Source organism: Roseateles sp. (genome assembly GCF_047654805.1).
Taxonomy (GTDB): Bacteria; Pseudomonadota; Gammaproteobacteria; order Burkholderiales; family Burkholderiaceae_C; genus Pelomonas.
In genome coordinates this window covers 240534-257274 of sequence record NZ_JASGIV010000001.1, presented here as the reverse complement: position 1 = coordinate 257274, position 16741 = coordinate 240534, and the positions used below count along the sequence as shown (strand labels likewise).

Annotated in this window: 10 protein-coding genes; all 10 read right to left on the bottom strand. The window is 68.1% G+C overall.

The genetic code is table 11. From position 1 onward, the window contains the following. Position 1 precedes the first annotated feature (1 nt). The 10 genes from QM732_RS01155 to QM732_RS01110 are packed head-to-tail and all read right to left on the bottom strand — an operon-like array spanning position 2 to position 16703. Positions 2 to 3289 carry a hypothetical protein gene (locus QM732_RS01155; protein WP_415654384.1) on the bottom strand — a complete coding sequence of 1096 codons (3288 nt, stop codon included), beginning with the start codon at positions 3287 to 3289 and terminating at the stop codon, positions 2 to 4. Beyond that, complete coding sequence (locus QM732_RS01150) at positions 3286 to 4008, bottom strand: dienelactone hydrolase family protein (RefSeq protein ID WP_415654383.1); 723 nt, start codon at positions 4006 to 4008, stop codon at positions 3286 to 3288. Before QM732_RS01150 ends, QM732_RS01155 begins: the two co-directional genes overlap by 4 nt. Continuing rightward, on the bottom strand, positions 4005 to 6956 hold the full coding sequence (locus QM732_RS01145) for a hypothetical protein (protein ID WP_415654382.1): 2952 nt from the start codon (positions 6954 to 6956) through the stop codon (positions 4005 to 4007). The genes QM732_RS01150 and QM732_RS01145 overlap by 4 nt, the downstream gene beginning before the upstream one ends. Continuing rightward, positions 6953 to 7765 carry a carbohydrate ABC transporter permease gene (locus QM732_RS01140; protein ID WP_415654381.1) on the bottom strand — a complete coding sequence of 271 codons (813 nt, stop codon included), beginning with the start codon at positions 7763 to 7765 and terminating at the stop codon, positions 6953 to 6955. The genes QM732_RS01145 and QM732_RS01140 overlap by 4 nt, the downstream gene beginning before the upstream one ends. Continuing rightward, positions 7762 to 8658, bottom strand: a complete 897-nt coding sequence (locus QM732_RS01135; RefSeq protein ID WP_415654380.1) for a carbohydrate ABC transporter permease — start codon at positions 8656 to 8658, stop codon at positions 7762 to 7764. The genes QM732_RS01140 and QM732_RS01135 overlap by 4 nt, the downstream gene beginning before the upstream one ends. Beyond that, the gene (locus QM732_RS01130) at positions 8655 to 9920 is read right to left on the bottom strand and encodes a sugar ABC transporter substrate-binding protein (RefSeq protein WP_415654379.1); all 1266 of its coding nucleotides are present in this window, start codon (positions 9918 to 9920) and stop codon (positions 8655 to 8657) included. Before QM732_RS01130 ends, QM732_RS01135 begins: the two co-directional genes overlap by 4 nt. Positions 9921 to 9925: 5 nt before the next feature. Further along, a complete protein-coding gene (locus tag QM732_RS01125; RefSeq protein WP_415654378.1) occupies positions 9926 to 11341 on the bottom strand; it encodes a glucoamylase family protein in 1416 nt (471 codons plus the stop codon). A 50-nt stretch (positions 11342 to 11391) separates the two neighbouring features. After that, complete coding sequence (locus tag QM732_RS01120) at positions 11392 to 14316, bottom strand: TonB-dependent receptor (RefSeq protein WP_415654377.1); 2925 nt, start codon at positions 14314 to 14316, stop codon at positions 11392 to 11394. A gap of 30 nt (positions 14317 to 14346) precedes the next feature. Then, complete coding sequence (locus QM732_RS01115) at positions 14347 to 15354, bottom strand: LacI family DNA-binding transcriptional regulator (RefSeq protein ID WP_415654376.1); 1008 nt, start codon at positions 15352 to 15354, stop codon at positions 14347 to 14349. Further along, the gene (locus tag QM732_RS01110; protein ID WP_415654375.1) at positions 15351 to 16703 is read right to left on the bottom strand and encodes a GH1 family beta-glucosidase; all 1353 of its coding nucleotides are present in this window, start codon (positions 16701 to 16703) and stop codon (positions 15351 to 15353) included. Before QM732_RS01110 ends, QM732_RS01115 begins: the two co-directional genes overlap by 4 nt. Positions 16704 to 16741: the final 38 nt, after the last annotated feature.

The following is a 16741-nucleotide window of genomic DNA, read 5'->3' as shown; positions in this document are numbered from 1 at the left end:
CTCAGCCCACTTCGATCGTCCAGCGGCAGATGCCGCCCGGCGCCGGACGCGCGAGCGCCAAAGCGCCCACGCGGTAGGCATGCGGGCGGCGCTCGGCCCGCAGTTCGGCACCCGACTCGTCGAGCACGCGCTCAACGCCATGGCCGCGCGGCCCGACACGGTAGCTCAACTCAAGGCGCAGGTCCGCGAGCTGGATGTGCACAAGCAGGCCGTCCAGCACCGTTGGCATGACGGGGTCGACGACCAGCGCCTCGCGCTCCAGCCGCAGGCCCAACAGCGACGAGATCACCAGCCCAAGGGCGATGCCCGGACCGCTGGAGTAGATGCGCCAGCCGCCATCGAGCTGCACCTCCCCGGCCAGCGCGCGGCCGTAGCGCGTCTGGGCCTCGTAGCGGTCGGCGAAGGCGGCATCGGAGCTGGAGTAGTAGCAGTTGGCCTGGCGCAGGCTGGCGCTGGGCACGCGGTCGGCGAGCGCGATCGGATGGGCCAGCGTCAGCGCCTGCAAGAAGGCCTCGGCCCGGCCGAGATGGGCCAACATCTGGGCGTAGCGCAGATGGGCATGCATGTACATGATGCCGATCTCGCGACCGAAGAAGCTGCTGGTCTCGGCGCGCTGGAAGAGCCTGGACGGGCCGCCGCGGTAAGGCAGCGGTGCGTCGAACAGCCTGGCGCCATCGGGGCCCTTGAGGTGCCGCTCGATCAGCGCAGCCTGCGTGTCGGCCTGCTCGGGCGTGAGCAGGCTGTCCAGCACCGCATGCATCATCGGCAGCAGGCTGTAGCGCAGGCCGGTGCGGGTGTCGCGCGGGTGGATCCACAGCTCGCGCTCGCCCTGCACGGGGAAAAGGGCATAACCGGCGACGACATCGTCCTGCACCAGCAGGCGCTGGAACTCGGCGCGCACGCCCATGGCCTCGGCCGTCAGCGCGACGGCCTGGTCGGCCCGCCCGATTCGGGCAAGGGCCGTGGCCAGGGTGTGCAGCATCTGGTGATGCAGCGTGACGGTCCAGGCGCTGCACAGCCGCTCGCGCAGTGCCGGGTCGGCAGGCTGCAGCGAATCGTTCCAGTCACCATGCCAGTAGGCCGCCAACCCAGTCCCGGGCACGACGCGCTGGCGGATCAGGCCCAGCGCCCGCTCGACATGAACAGCCAGCGTCGCCGTCTCGCCGCCATGGAAGGGCAGCACCTCCTCAAGCAGCCCGGCGTCACCGCTGGCGATCAGGTACTGGGCCAGGCCGAGCAGCGGCCAGAAGACGATGTCGCCGTGGGAATCGCCAGCGCGGATGCCGGCTTCGCGCTCGAAGAACATGAACCACTGCGGCCAGTCGCCATCGGGGTTCTGCGCGCTGAAGACGCGCACCAGCAGGTCCCGCACCGGCGCTGTCTGGCCCAGGGCCAGCAGCATCTCCAGCGGCCCCTGGCAGACGTCGCGCGTGCCCCAGCCCCCGCCGGAGTACTGCTCCAGCCCGCGCGGCGACAAGTAGTGCACCAGGGCGTTGTGGGCGTACCAGGGCAGGATGTCCGCGAGCTGCGCAAGCGCCGGTCGAGCCGGTTGCCACCGGGGCAACGCCAGCGGCTGCGCAGCGGGTGGAACGGTCTGCAGCAGCTCGCCATGCAGCGTCAATGCGAAGGCACGGTCCGGCGCGAAGTCCAGGCAGAGCAGCGGCTCGCCGCGGCTGGCGCCGTCCGCGAACAAGCGGCCGTCATCCCCGACGATGACGAGGCCTGGCACGTCGAGGCCGAAGCCCCCGTCGGGAAAACGCTGGGCAAGCTCGCTGCCCGCGGGCGGGCTCAGGCTCAGGCGGTCGCCGCTGCGGACCCATCGGGGCTTGAGTGGCGCAGCGCCATCATCGCCTCCCAGCGCGAGATTCAGGCTGGCGCGCAGGTGCAGCGGACCGCCCTGCAGGACGCGCAGCGCCAGCCCCATGGCCGTTGGCACGGCGCCCGCCTCGGAGACGACTTCGATGAGGCCACCTTCATGGGCATACAGCCAGCGGCAGCGTTGCGGCTGCATCTCGAAGGCGGACGGCAGGCCGAGCAGTCGCCAGTCACCGCCCTCGGCACGCACGAACAGTCGCAGGCCAGCCGTGCGGAACAGGCCCAGCAGGCTGCGCTGCGTGGACAACAGGCGATTGATGCTGACGTGGCCCTGGGTCAGCATTGAATGGAAGACGCCGTCCATCCAGCAGGTCGAGGTCACCGCGCTCTCGTCAGGCACGAGGTGGCCACCGCTGCGCAGGATGTGGCCGTGCGGACGCTGCACGAGCAGCTCCTTCGCACGCAGCACCACATGGGCCGTCTCACCCGCGAAGAAGCTCAGCAACTGGCCGTCCTGCCATTCCTCGTGGCGGTGCCCGCCGGCAAAGAGCTGGCGTCGCTGCTCGGCGTCGAGATCGAGGCTGGCCAGCAGTGGCGCGCTGGCGAAGAGGCTGGGTTCCGGCACGTGACCCGATACGTCGAGCGGTGCGCCAAGCCGTGCCTCGGGCAGCGCCAGCAGCTCAGGCAGCCATGCCAGGTCGTCGGCGCCACTGGCCTGCGCATGATGGGACTGCAGTGCGAGGAAGAAACCGGCCGCCATGCCTTCGCCGGGCGCAAGGACGACGCCCTCGTCCTGCAACGCAACGATGGCATGCTCCTGCTGTATGCGCTGGCCTGGCAGGCCGGCCAGCAGCGCGGGCGGCGTGGCGCCTTCGCGGGCCGCATGCCCCCAGACCTGGACCGCATCGGTCGCGAAGGCCTCGGCCCGCCGCAGCGAACCAGCCAGCAGCCAGGGGTGCTGACCGCGCTGAGCCTGGTTCTGTCGCGCGGCCAGCAGCACGCCCCGCTCCTCGTGCTGCAGCGGCTGCAGGTCGATGTAGTGGCTGACGTAGAACTCATTGGTGCGCACGGTGCCGTAGTCGGCCAGGCCGATGTCCTGCACCAGCACCGGTGCGATCTCGCAAGCCACAGCCGAGGTGTTGTCCACCATCAGGTGCCAGAACACCACGGCGTCGTTGGCCGCCAGGCGCAGTTGCAGACGCAGGGTCAGGCCGTCCCAGTCACCGCGCATCTCGAAGGCGCCTTCGTCGGCATGCACGCCCAGCGGCGACCGCGGGCCGAGCAGGGGTGCAACGCGCCAGGCCCCACCTGCATCGCGCCGGCGCAACCAGACGTTGGCCGGCCCTCCCTCCAGCTCGTTGCCCGGGAAGAGGTTGACCATCAGCGCCGGCCCGAACATCAGGCGGCGCAGTGCGCCGTGGGACAGCAGCTCGGCTTCGAGGCCGGCGTCGTTGCGGATCAGGTGCGGAGTCATGTCTGTTTCTGCGCCAGCAGCCAGGGCAGCAGTTCGCGGTCGTTGTAGGCAGGCGTCCACGAATCGTGGCCCACGCCAGGGTAGATGGTCAGCGACGCTGTGCCGCCCGCGGCGCGCAGGGCTTCGACGCATGCGGCGTGAGGAGCCAGCGGCACGACACTGTCTTGGTCTCCGTGATAGGCGCGCACCGGCACGTCACGCATGGCTGCGACCTTGGCCGGGTCGCCGTAGCCGCAGACGGGGGCGATGGCAGCAAGGTCGCGCGGATGAGCGCACGCCCACTGCCACACGCCGAAACCGCCGAGGGAAAGGCCCGTGCCGAGGCAACGCCGCGGGTCGATGTTCAGCCTGGCCTTCAATGCCGCGAGCAACTTGTGCAACCGCTCCGGGTCCCAGCGCAAGTTGTCCTCGAGCTGGGGGCTGACGACGATGCAAGGGTAGTCGGCACCCTGCGCGACGAGTTTGGGCGGACCATGGACCTTGACCTTCTCCATGTCGGTGCCACGCTCGCCGGAGCCGTGCAGGAACACCAGCAGCGGCCAGGCCTCTGTTCGCTGGCCATACTCGCGCGGCAGCCAGATCCAGAAACGCACTCCTTCGAGCTGCCAGGGGCGCTGCTCGCCCGCGGCCAGTCCCTGCGGCGGCGCAGGCGGCAGGGCGGCGCAGGCACTGAGCAGCACCGGTGTCGTCGTCAGCAGCTGGCGGCGGGTGATCGTCATGGCGTAGGCTCCAGTTGGATGGTCGTGGCATGGGCGGGCAGGGACAGCTCTCGGCCCTGCCATTGCAGCCCTTGAGTTCCGACGTTAGCGCGCGGTAACCGCTCCGTACCGGACCAGGCCAGGCGCAGCTCCCCCGACAGACGCTCAGGGCGACGGTCGATGTGCAGCGTCCAGCCACCATCGGCGCGTCGCAGCAGGCGGTAGTCCAGCCGGCCCCATGCCGTGGACAGGCCGGCCACGCCGATGTCGCCGGCCTGGCGCCACCCCGCAGGCAGACCGGCGCCTAGCACCAGGTCTGTGTCGGTCTCATACGCGAACAAGTCCAGCGCCGAGCGCAGGTAGTCTGACGAGACCCAGGCGTGCGGCATGTCGCCGAGGAAGCGGGGCTCGCGCGCATCAGGCAGCACCACCTCGGCCCACTGGTTCCAGCCCGCAGGGCGCTGATGGCCGAAGAACCATGCCAGCAGCCGATGGGCCTCGTCCACGCGGCCCAGGCGCACGAGCGCGCTGACGTTGCGCAGCTCGTAGGGCGTGTAGTCCCGCCAGGCCTTGCGGCCGTCCATGCGGGCCTGGGCCTCTGCGACGTAGCGGTCGAAGGTGGCGCGCAGCAGGTCCGGTGCCAGCCCGCCGGCCTGCGCCGGGTTGAGTGCCATGGTCGTGGACGTGGCGTCGAAGTCGCCGCGGTCGGCAGCACCGGCGATGTGGTCGAGCTTGTAGTGTCTGGCGGTCGCCATGATCGAGGCGCCGAGATCGGCCTCGAACTCGTCACGCGACACTGCCCAGCGGACCGCTTGCGCGGTGTCACCCATGGCCTGGGCGATGTGCACTGCATCCTTGTAGCCGCGCAGCGCCCAGAAGTCGTCCCAGTAGGAATAGGCCGGCTTGTCGGAATAGCCCTCGTGGCTGATGGACGGCGGCATCAACCCCTTGAAGCGCGGGTCCGCGCCGGGTGCACGTTCGCTCAGGCGCAGGCCCTCCATCCAGGCCATGACGCGCTGCACCCTAGGCCAGTGGCGCTCCAGCAGCGCACGGTCCTGGGTGTGGCGCCACAGCTCGGCAACGGCAAACAGATACTGGCCGTGGCTGTCGTTCTCGACCACGGGGTCGGCGCCACGCTGGTCCACGCAACAAGGCACCTTGCCGCTGTCGAAGATGTAGCCGCCGAACCAGTCGACGAACTCGGCAGCCGCCCGCGCCTCACCCATGCGCACCAGGCCGGCCACCATCATGGCGCCGTCGCGTACCCAGGACCGGGCATAGGAGCGCGTGCCGGGTCGCAGAGCGGGGCCGTCGCGGGACATCAGGATCTGGGCCAGCGCGCTGCGCATGGTGTCGGCAACGGGCTGGGCCTGAGGAGGGAGGCGCAACTCCAGCGTGCCAAGGCGCTCGCGCCACTGCGCGGCGGCGATGGCCAGCCGGGTGTCCAGCGCACCAGCCTCGCCGCCAGTCGCCCAACCCAGGCTGCGCGCCTCGCCGGGCGCAAGTTCGACATCGAAGCGCATCAGCGCCGAGGGCATTCCCTCGGCGTCATCCAGCCGGGTCAATGGCGCGGCCTGCAGCAGGGCCGCAAGACCGGGGCCGGCGTTCCAGGGCGCTGCGCGGATCTCCGTGGGCGTCTCACGCGGCTGAAGCACCAGGCCCTCCGCGGCGAGCCGGCCATCAGCCCAGGCGAGCGACGGCAGCGGGCTGACGCCACCCGGGGTCGACAGGAACTGCTGCGGCGGGTTGACCTGCCAAGGGCGCAGTACCAGCAGCAGCGCGTAGCGTTGTGTCTTCCCCGTCGGATTGCGAAGCGTGTAGCGGGCCAGCAGCCGCGGTGCCTTGGCAGGGCCGTCGGCACCGGCCTCCACGCGCAGCTCGACGTCCGCATGGCGCCATTGCACGACAGGCAGCGCATGTTCGACGAGATCGTGCTCGATACGCGCCTGGGCCCAGGTGACGAGGCGGCCATCGGCCAGGCTCACGGCCGGCTCGATGCTGGGGCCTCCACGTGTCAGCTCGATGGCACCGTCTTCGCTGACGAGGCCGGAGCGCTGGGCACCGCCGTCGACGCCGACGACAGTCCAGTAGTTCTGCTCGCCAATGAAGGCACGCGGCAGGTCCCCACGCGGCAGGGAACGGGCGATCTCGGCGACAGCGGCGTTGCGGTCCGGCCATTGGGCGGCATCGCGCAGCTCGACCTCCGGCGGCTTCCTGCCTTCATAGCGCAGCCGCATCCAGCGCCATTCCTGCTCGCCGACGAAGAGGGCGCGGCCGGGGTGTGCAGACAGCAGCTTCCAGCGCCGGTTGTCGTCCGACACCTCGACACGCAGCGCCGAACCGCGGACGAACCACAGGCCGTTGAATTCGCGCAGGTGCTGGTAGTCCAGCGTCACTTCGCCTGCACCGGGCTTGCGCCTGGGTTCAGGCCAAGCCTTGGGTGCCGGCGCGCGCGGCTCCATGGCGAGTGCGCCGACGCAGAGCTCCCCGGCCCCGCCTCCCTGCTGGCCGGCAACGACGACGAACTCGACGAAACGGCTCTGTCTGAGCACGCGATCCTCGGCCGGCCCCCAGGCGAAGGCGACGTGGCGGCGCTTGAAGCGCATCTCGGTCAGCGCGTCCGGCAAGGGCAGCGCCGGTCGGTTGATCCACCAGACGTTGTCGCCACTGGCGTCGACGAACTTGATCTGCACGTCGTTGCCCCGGCCCTTGCCTTTGAGGCGAGTCGTCAGCGCGAACTCGGCCGGCCAGTGCAACGGCAGCTCCCGGCGCATGACCGCATAGCCGGAGACGCCGGCGAAGTCGTAGTCCAGGCACAGGCTGTCGTCACGGGCGTCGCGGCGCAGGCTGGCCTTGACCTGGTCGGAAGCCGTGGCCTTCCACGGCGACGCGTCCCTCATGTCGTCGAGCATGGCGGCGCCAGCCGCCTGGATCGACAAAAGCAGGGACAACGCAATGGCCTTGATCACTTCACACTTCCCATCAGCAGGCCCTGCATGTAGTAGCGCTGCAGGGCGATGAACAAGGCCAGTACCGGCAGCACCGTGATGACGGCGCCGGCCATCATCAGTTCGCTGTCTTGCACATGCTCCCGTGAGAGCGCCGCCAGCGCGACGGGCAGTGTGTGCATTTCGCCATCGGTCAGCACGATCAGCGGCCACATGAAGTCGTTCCAGCTGCCGAGGAAGGCGAACACCGCCAGCGTGACGAGTACGGGCTTGAGCGTCGGCAGCACGATGTTCCAGAAGATGCGCCACTCGCCGGCGCCGTCCAGCCGCGCGGCCTCGAGCAGCTCGTCGGGTACGCCTCGCGCGTACTGGCGCACCAGGAAGATGCCGAAGATGCCGGCCATGCTGGGGATGAGCACGCCCATCCAGGTGTTCACCAGACCCATGCCCTTGAGCATCAGGAACAGTGGCAGCATGGCGACTTGGCCAGGGATGACGAGCGCCGCGATCAGCAGGCCGAACACGCGCTCGCGATGGCGGAAGCGCAACTTGGCGAACGAGTAGCCGGCCAGTGTGTTGAAGCTCACGGAAACCAGCGTACTGACGGTCGCCAGCCCCAGGCTGTTGACGAAGGCGCGCTTGAGGCCGCCGTCGCCCAGCAGTTGCTGGTAGTGCTCCAGGGTCGGGTGCTTGGGGATCAGCGGCGGCGGCAGGCTCTGGGCGGTGCCGGCCGGCATCAGCGACACGCAGACCATCCACACCAGCGGAAAGGCTGCCAACGCGGCGAATGCCCACAGCACGCCGTTGACGAGGAGCCCCTTGGGTTTCATGCGCCCTCCCCCGTCCAGCGCCGCTGCAGCGCGATCAGGCCCTTGCTGACCATGACGATGACAACGAAGAGCACGAAGGCTACGGCCGAGGCCAGCCCCAGGTTCCACCACTTGAAGCCTTCCTCATACATCAGGTAGAGCACACTGACGGTGCTCTGCAAAGGCCCGCCCTGGGTCATCACATAGGGCTCAGCAAAGAGCTGGAAATAGCCCGCCGTCGTCAGGATGGTGACCATCAGCAGCGTTGGCGCGATGCTCGCCAGCGTGATGTGGCGGAACTGCGCCCAGCTGCGCGCGCCGTCCAGCCGCGCGGCCTCGTAGAGGTCCCGGGGCACGGCCTGCAAAGCGGCGATGAAGATGATCATGTTGCCGCCGAAGTTCTTCCAGGCTGCGAACAGGATGATGGTGGGCATGGACCAGTGCGGGTCGCCTAGCCAGTCCACCGGGTCGATGCCCAAGGACTGCAGCGTGTAGTTCACCAGGCCGTACTTCACATGGAAGAGGTAGCGCCAGATGACGGCCACGGCCACCAGCGTCGTCACCACGGGCGCGAACAAGGCGGTGCGCAGCAGTGGCTTGTAGCGCACTAGCCTGGACTGCAGCAGCACTGCGGCGGCCAGCGACACACCGATGGACAGCGGCACACCCAGCACGACGAAGTAGAGCGTGTTGCCCAGCGCCTTCCAGAACAGCGGCAGGCCCAGCACATGCAGATAGTTGTCCAAGCCCTGCCAGCGCAGGTTGCGCGGATCGGCCAGCGCGTAGATGTCGAAGTCGGTCAGGCTCAGCGCCAGACCGGCGAAGACGGGTACGCCGAAGAACAGCGCGATGACAATCAGTGCCGGGGCGGCGAAGGCCCAGGCGGCGAGGGACTCGCGGCCGCTGTGCTTCATCCGTGCCGCTCCAGCATCCAGCGGCGCTTCTCGAGGATGCCGTCGACCAGGGAGTCCAGCCCCCGCACCGTCGCGTCCAGGTCGGTCACGCCATGCACCGCGCGCGTGGCTGCCAGCTGCATCTCCTTCTCGATGCGCTCCCACTCGGGAACGGCCGGCGCCGCGCGCACGCGCTGCAGCTGGCGGTGGAAGGCGGCGGCGTGACGGTCCTCGGCCAGCGTCGCACCGTTCAGCGGCAAGGCCCAGGCGCTGCGCCGCGCCGGCAGGTCGCCCGTGAGACGGTAGAACTCCAGCTGTACCTCGGGCCGGCTGAGATAGCTGATCAGCGCCCAGACCTCGGCCTTGTAATGCGAGCGCCTGAACATCGCGAGGCTGGCGCCGCCGGCGATGGACATGCCCGGACCGTCCGGGCCAGGCAGCTCGGCCGTGATCCACGCGGTGCCCAGTTCGGGCGGCAGTCGGCGCTTGAACTCACCGATGTCCCAAGGCCCCGACAGATAGAAGGCGAAGTGGCCGCGCCCGAACTCCTGCCAGAGGTTGCCGATCTGAACCTCGCTGACGCCGGGTGCCTCGCCGCGCCGGAAGCGCTCCAGGTAGAAGGCGAGCGCCTTGCGAAAGCCCGGTCCCGAGAAGTTGCCGTAGCGGCCTCCGTCCCGCAGCACCTCGTCAGGCTGCTGCAGGGCCAGGGCCAGCAACGGCGCGGACTCGTTGGTGGGAAGCAGGATCGGCTTGTCCATGCCCTGCTGCCGCAGCCGGGCCAGGGTTGCTCGCCAGTCGTCCCAGCTCTCGGGCATGGACGGGATGCCGGCGCGCGCAAGCAGATCCTGGCGCACGAACATCAGCCGCGTGTCGACATACCAGGGCAGGCCCACGCGTTGGCCGCCGGGCGCGTTGGTCGCCCAGATGCCATCGAAGTAGTCACCCGCTGCAAGCGCCGGCGTGCGGGCCAGCCAGGGCTCCAACGGCTCGAGCGCGCCAAGGGCCTGCATCTCAGGCAGCCACGTATTGCCGACCTGGGCCAGGTCGGGCGTGGCGTCGCCAGCGAAGGCCGTCAGCAACTTCTCATGTGCCGCCGTCCATGGCAGCTGTTCGACCTTGACGCGCAAGCCTGGGTGTTCGCGCTCGAAGGCCGGCATCAGCTGGGCCACGACCTCGCTCTCGCGTCCCATGGCCCAGAAGCGCAGCGTGGTCGCACCGCCATCGCGGGCGCAGCCGGTGAGCGCGGCAGCGCCAGCGGCGGTGAGCAGACTTCGACGGCGCATGCGCGTCAGGCCAGCCAGCCGCCCGCGAATCCGGCCCTCTTCAAGCCCTTGACCAGGTGCGCATTCCTGCGCATCACCTGCCAGATCAGTTCTCCGCGGTGGTTGCCCATCATCGCGAGCAGAGGACCTTGGTCAATGCCCAGCATGTCGGTGTCCACCCAGCCCTTGCCTGGCTCGATGCGGCCATGCTGCAGCTTCACATCAGGGTAGTTGAAGCTCGGGTTGAATGAGTCCCAGAAGCCATAACGTCCCCACGTGTGGGGGTGACGTTCCTTGATGGCCATCAAGGCTGGGACGACGATCTCCGGCGCGAAGGCGATGGAGCTGCCCGACGCGTAGGGCGCGAGCGTGCCGTCGTCATACAGGCCCATGCCGCGGCCTGCATAGCTGATGAAGCGGCGCTTCTCGGTCTTGCCGGCGGTGGTCGTGTAGCTGAGCGTGATGTCGGCCGGGCCATCGCTGGCACTGATGCCCCAGACCTCGGCGCTGTAGCCCCGCCAGCCCAATGGGTTGGCCTGGGCATAGGCCTGCTGCGCATAAGTGGCGCGGCGCGAGTTCTCGAAGTAGTCGAAGCCCTTCGCTGCCATGTAGGCGTCACGGATGCCGCGAAAGTCCACCCAGCAATGCGAGAACTGGTGGCCGAACAGCGGTGGAAAGCGCAGCAGGGTCTGGCCGTAGCTCTCGCCCCAGCTGTGCTGGTCATAGGTACTGAGCCAGGCGTCATAGGCCTCGGGCTTGAGCGGTCGCGTGGGTGAGCCCAGGGCCAGCAGGTAGACCAGCATGGCCTCGTTGTAGCCCTTCCAGTCGTTGGGGATGTGGCCGTTCTCCGGCGTCCAGCCATGACCGATGGAGGGCGGGCGCACCTGGGCCCAGGCCCAGTCGACGCGGCCGTAGAGCTCGTCCACCAACGCGCGGATGCGGGCCTCGTCGGCATGCTCGCCATCGAAGAAGCTCTGCGCGTGCAGGGCACCCATCAGCAGCAGCCCCGTGTCCACGGTGGACAGCTCGCAGCGGTCGAAGCGCAGGCCCTCCTTCATGTCGAGGAAGTGATAGAAGAAGCCCTTGTAGCCGGCCACGCCGCGCTTGCCCGGGCCTTGCGGCAGGTCGGCGAAGAAGCGCAGCGTCGTCAGCGTGCGCTGGCGGGCCTGCTCGCGCGTGATGTAGCCCCGCGCCACGCCCACAGGGTAGGCACTGAGCGCAAAGCCGACGGCCGCGATGCTGGCGAACGAAGGCGTGGGCCACCGATCCGGCGCAAGGCCTGTGCGAGCGTCGGTGGTTTCCCAAAAGAAGTCAAAGGTGCGGCGCTCGAGGTCGGCCAGGAAGGCTTCGGTCGAGGGCGTCTCGGCCCAGGCCGGCAGCGCGCCAGCCAGTGCGAGGCCGGCGCCATGCGCAAGCAGGGCTCGTCGGGTCAGCAGGTCCATGGTGGATTCGATTGTGGGAGCCGGACTCACCCGGCTCCCGAGGACAAGGGTCAGAAAACGTAGTTCACGCCGAGCTTGAACTGCCGCATCGGGCCGCGCACACCGGTGCGCTTGCCGAGGTCGGCGTTGTCGCCACCGATGGCGTTGACCGGCGTCGTCGTTGGGCCACCGCCCCAATCGTTGTAGTAGCCCCAATTGGCCGTGTTGAACAGGTTCAGCACGTCCACGCGCACCTGCAGATCACCGCCATAGACCTTGAAATTCTTGGACAGGGCCATGTCGAGCTGCTTGAACGAGTCGGAGTCCGCCTCGAGGTAACGACACTTATCCCAACCAAGGTGGCAGTCGGTCACCTGGCGCGGGTTGCCGCTGCCGTAGGTCAGCTTGCCCGACAACTGCATGCCCCAGGGCAACTTGTCGATGAGGCCGCCGACGACGAGGCGATGCTTCTCGGTGTCCTTGTTCGGGTTCCAGCCGTGGGTAGACTTTCCGTAGGTCCAGTCGAACACGTCCGCATCGCTCCAGTCGCGGTCCTTGGTCTTGGCGTCGGTGTAGGTGTAGGCCACCGTCATGCTCCAGCCGCTCGCGACCGTGTAGGGCTTATCCAGCGACAGGTAAAGGCTGCTCGACTTGGTCTCGCCGACGAAGTCGCCCAGGACCACCGTGCCAAAGCCGTTCGGGCCGCCCCAAAGAGGGTCGATGGAGCTTTGCGTGCCATAGCCGCCATTGGGATCACGGTTGCCACCGAACCAGATGAACTGGTTCTTGGCATGGATGTTGGACACGGCCACATCCGCATTCCACGAACCCAGCGCCTGACGCACGCCGAGGCTGAACTGATCGGCGAAAGGCATCTTGAACTTGTTCTTGATGAGCCAGATCTCACCGCCCGGCTGCGCATTCTTCTGAAGCTCGTCGAGCGCGTTATTGGCCATCTTGCGGTCGTAGCTGCGGCCCCAGCCGCCGTAGACCACCGTGGCCTTGTTGCCGAGCAGGTCGTAGGACGCGCCGATACGCGGCGCAATCGCACCCTTGTAGGCCTTGCGGGAGTTGCCAGTGGAGATGTACTCCTCAATGTTGATGCCGCCCTTGGCAAGCGATTGCGCGTATGTCTGGCCAGCCGGCGCGGAGACACCGCCGACGGTACGGCCATCCAAGCCGCGCAGCGCTGCGGCACGGTCGGCTGGCGTCGCATAGTCGTTGTTGAGCATGTTGTCCTCGTAGTCCCAACGGGCGCCGAGGTTGAGCTCCAACTGCTTGGTCAGCTTCCAGTCGTCCTGTACATACATGCCGTACTGGTTGTTGCGCAGGTCCACCGAGACGGACGGCACGGCCAGTGTGATGCGGCACTGGTCGCTGCTCAGACCGTTGCTCGCAACGGTGGTTCCGGTACAGACGAGACCATTGAAGTAGGGCAGTCCGGTCGTCGTGTTGACGACGGTCTCGATGGTCGGCACGCGGTAGGCAGTGCCGCCAAGCTCATACTTCATCGCGCGGAACTGCACGCCACCCTTGATGACATGGCCGGCGATGCCGGTGAAGGTCAAGTCATCCTTGAAGTAGGCGCCGCTCTGGCGCCGATCCTGCGCGTTCGGCGAGCCGCCGGTGAAGAAGATGTCCTGAACGTTGTTCAGCGTGTTGGTCGGCGAGTACTTGTAGCGCACCAGCGGATCGGTGGCGTCAGACTGCGGGTTCCACTGCGAGCGCTCCAGGCCCACACGGGCCTCGTTGACCCAGCGGTCGCCAGCATACTCATGCTTCAGGTCGACACGGTACTCGTTGTTGTTGTTGTTGATGGCCGTGGTGGCAGACGTATGGTCGCCGTCGACCGCGTAGCTGGTCTCCTTGCGCAGCGTGACCGACAGGTCCAGCCGCTGACTTTCGTCGATCTCGGCAGAGAGCTTGCCAAACAGCAGGTGCTCCTTGAACTTGTTCTTGAAGCCGATTTGCTGGCCCGCGAGGGAAGGGATGACGCCGGGGCTGCCAGGGTACTTGTCAAGGTTCTGCGCGCTCAGCTGCTTGGGCTTGTCGATGGTCTTGCCGTCGTAGGCCAGAAAGTAGTGCAGCTTGTCCGGCTTGATCGCGCCGCCAACGCTGAAGCCAGCCTCGATCTGCTTGTACGACGGGGGCTCGATTTTGTTGGCCTTGTCCTGCTCCTGAATGGGGCTCAACGACGTCCAGTTGCTGCCCGTGCGATTGACGTAAACGTTTCCATGCGTGTCATTGCCACCCGACTTGGTGACTGCGCTGATCGCCACGCTGGAGACCTGGTCGTACTCGGCCTTGTAGTTCTGAGTCAGCACGCGGTACTCGGCGATGGCCGTTTGCGGGAACGGGTTGCCCTGACTGGTGTCCTGGCCGCCGACACCGCCGCGCAGGATGTTGTTCTTGCGGCCCACGCCGTCGATGAACACGTTGACGTTGTCCATGTTCTGCGAGCCGCCGCGCAGTCGCGTGTTGCCACTGGGGTCAGTGTCGAAACGCACGCCGGGCGCGAAGTCGGCGGCCGACAAGAAGTTGCGAGAGGCCTGCGGGATGGCCTCGATCATCTTGTTGGAGACCGTCGTCCCCACCTGAGAGTCGATGACGCCCTGGCGCTGTGACGAACCTTCGATGACAACGGTGCCGAGCTGGGCGCTGGCGCTAACGAGGTCCAGTGTGGCGTTCTGGCCCACCGACAGCGTGACGAGGCTGCCACCGGTGGCTCCGGCAACGCGTACCTCGTAGCTGCCCGGCGCGAGGCTGGCCAGCACGTAGCTGCCGTCGGCCAGCGTCTTGGTGCGGTAGGTGTTGCCGTTGGCCTTGTTGACGGCGACGACATCCGTACCGGCTGGCGCCGAAACGCCGGCCGCCGTGATCGTGCCGCGCACGGTCGCGCTAGATGTCTGCGCGGAAGCAGCGCCAGCAAGCGCGAAGAAGACCGCCGTGGCCAGGGCGTGTCTGCGCCATGGCGTGCGATTCGGAACTTTGCTCATGTCCATGTCTCCTGTGTTGTCGGACGGGATTCAAGTCTGATGGCCGCCGCAGGAGCGGCGCACGACGAGCTGCACCGGCATCACCGTAGCGGTCCGGTCGTCGGCTTCTTCTTCGAGCGCGTCGGCCAGTGCGTCGAGCGCCTGGCCGCCGAGGGCGGCGATGGGCACGTGCATCGTCGTCAGTGCGGGACTGACGTAGCGGGCGACCGGGATGTCGTCAAAGCCTGCGAGGGCGATGTCCTCGGGAATGCGCACCCCGCCGGCTTGCAGCTCGCCGAGCAGGCCGATGGCCATGATGTCGTTGGCTGCAAAGACCGCGTCAGGCCGCTCGGCTGCAGGCAGGGCCAGCAGGGCCGCGCCAGCACGCTGGCCACCGCCTTCGGAAAAGTCGCCTTCCAGCAGCCAGGGTTCGGCGCCCGCGGGCAGGCCGGCGCGATAGCCACGCTCGCGCTCGCGCGCCTCGAAGTTGGCGCCCGGCCCGCCGAGGAAGGCGATGCGCCGCCGGCCGGTGCCGACGAGGTGCTCGGTCATCGCCCTCGCGCCACCGAAGTTGTCGATGGCGAACACCGGCCGCGTCGGGCGCTTCACGCCGGAGTTCAGCAGCACAGCCGGTAGCGAAGGCGGCAGGTTCTGCGACAGGAAGTCGTCATCGGCATGTGGCGACATGACGATGAGGCCGTCCACGCGGCCGTTCATCGCGCGCAGCGCGGCGGCGGCCTCATCGGCATCGTCATGGGAGCTGGAAAGCAGCAGGTGCAGGCCACGCGCGCGGGCCGCCTGGTCGATGCCGCGAATGAGCTCTGAGAAGAACTCGCCGTGCAGGTCGGGCAGCAGCGCACCGACGGTGTCGGTGCGGCGCGTGATGAGGCTGCGTGCGGCGCCCGAGGGGCTGTAGCGCAGCTCTCGGGCCACGTCGAGGATGCGCTGGCGGGTGTCGGGCAGCACGTTCTCGGCGCCGTTCAGCGCTCGCGACACGGTGGCCACCGACACGCCCGCCACGCGGGCGACGTCCTTGATCGTCGCGGGCGATGCCGTCATCGCTGCTCCAGGTTGGCGCCGTGAGTGGCGATGACTTCGGCGTAGAAGCGCGCACTGGCCTTGGGCGTGCGCCTCTGGGTCTGGAAGTCCACGTGCACGAGGCCGAACCGCTTGGCATAGCCCAGCGCCCATTCGAGGTTGTCGAACAGCGACCAGGCGCAGTAGCCCCTCACATCGGCGCCGCGGGAAATTGCGTCCTGCACGGCGGCGATATGGGTGCGCAGGTAGTGCACGCGCAGCGGGTCGTCGATGCGCCCGTCGACTGCCGTGGGCGGGTCGTAGAAGGCGGCGCCGTTCTCGGTCACGTAGAGCGGCAGGCCGCCGTAGCGTTCATGCATCCACACCAGCGTATCGGCGAGGCTCTGCGGGTGCAGTTCCCAGCCCGTCTCCGTGTAGATGGCGCCGGGCTGGCGCTGCGGCGTGGCGGGCACCGGCCAGGCCTTGGCGTCGTGGCGCACGACGGCACGGGTGTAGTAGTTCAGGCCGAGGAAGTCGACGGGGACCTTGAGCGCCTCGACCTCGGCGGCCGGCCAGTCGGGCCAGGCCTCGCCAAAGACCTCGCGCAGCTCGTCCGGGTAGCTGCCCAGCATGGCCGGATCGAGGTACTGACGGTTCATGTAGGCGTCGGCCAGGCACGCCGCATGGCGGTCGTATTCGCTGGCGTCGGCCGGCAGGTGCTTGGGTTCGATATTGACGACCAGACCGATGCGGTTCTTGCCGGTCGCACGATAGGCCTGCACGCCCTTGGCATGGGCCTGCATCAGCCGGTGGGCCGCGATGGCGGCTTCGAACGCACTCTTGTGGCCAGGCGCCAGGGCTCCATGCATGAAGCCGCCATCGGCCACGACCCAGGGTTCGTTCAGCGTGACCCACATGGGCACGCGGTCGTCCAGGGCCTTGAAGCAGACCTGCGCGTAATCAGCGAACCAGTCCGGCATGTCGGGGTTGAGCCAGCCGCCGCGGTCGTCCAGCGCCGCGGGCAGGTCCCAGTGATGCAGGGTCACCATGGGCTGGATACCGGCAGCCAGCAGTTCGTCGACGAGCCGCTCGTAAAAGCCAAGGCCGGCCGCGTTCACGGCGCCCCGCCCTCCGGGCAGCACGCGGTTCCAGGCAATGCTGAAGCGGTAGGTGTTCAGGCCCAGCTCGCGCATCAGCGCGACATCGTCCTTCATCCGACGGTAGTGGTCGCAGGCCACGTCGCCCGTATCGCCGCCAAGCACCCGGCCGGGCGTGCGCACGAAGCGGTGCCAGTTGCTGATGCCGGCACCATCGGCCAGCGGCGAACCTTCGATCTGATAGGCAGAAGTCGCGCAGCCCCAGAGGAAGCCGGGCGGAAACGGTTGTCTCATCCGTTGGACCGGCTGTGCTTGCGCGTGCCGGTGTCATG

What these genes read in the sequence shown, in the direction of transcription:
- QM732_RS01155 (WP_415654384.1), bottom strand. Translation starts at nt 3,289, where the DNA reads ATGACTCCGCACCTGATCCGCAACGACGCCGGCCTCGAAGCCGAGCTG.
- QM732_RS01150 (WP_415654383.1), bottom strand. Translation starts at nt 4,008, where the DNA reads ATGACGATCACCCGCCGCCAGCTGCTGACGACGACACCGGTGCTGCTC.
- QM732_RS01140 (WP_415654381.1), bottom strand. Translation starts at nt 7,765, where the DNA reads ATGAAACCCAAGGGGCTCCTCGTCAACGGCGTGCTGTGGGCATTCGCC.
- QM732_RS01135 (WP_415654380.1), bottom strand. Translation starts at nt 8,658, where the DNA reads ATGAAGCACAGCGGCCGCGAGTCCCTCGCCGCCTGGGCCTTCGCCGCC.
- QM732_RS01130 (WP_415654379.1), bottom strand. Translation starts at nt 9,920, where the DNA reads ATGCGCCGTCGAAGTCTGCTCACCGCCGCTGGCGCTGCCGCGCTCACC.
- QM732_RS01125 (WP_415654378.1), bottom strand. Translation starts at nt 11,341, where the DNA reads ATGGACCTGCTGACCCGACGAGCCCTGCTTGCGCATGGCGCCGGCCTC.
- QM732_RS01120 (WP_415654377.1), bottom strand. Translation starts at nt 14,316, where the DNA reads ATGAGCAAAGTTCCGAATCGCACGCCATGGCGCAGACACGCCCTGGCC.
- QM732_RS01115 (WP_415654376.1), bottom strand. Translation starts at nt 15,354, where the DNA reads ATGACGGCATCGCCCGCGACGATCAAGGACGTCGCCCGCGTGGCGGGC.
- QM732_RS01110 (WP_415654375.1), bottom strand. Translation starts at nt 16,703, where the DNA reads ATGAGACAACCGTTTCCGCCCGGCTTCCTCTGGGGCTGCGCGACTTCT.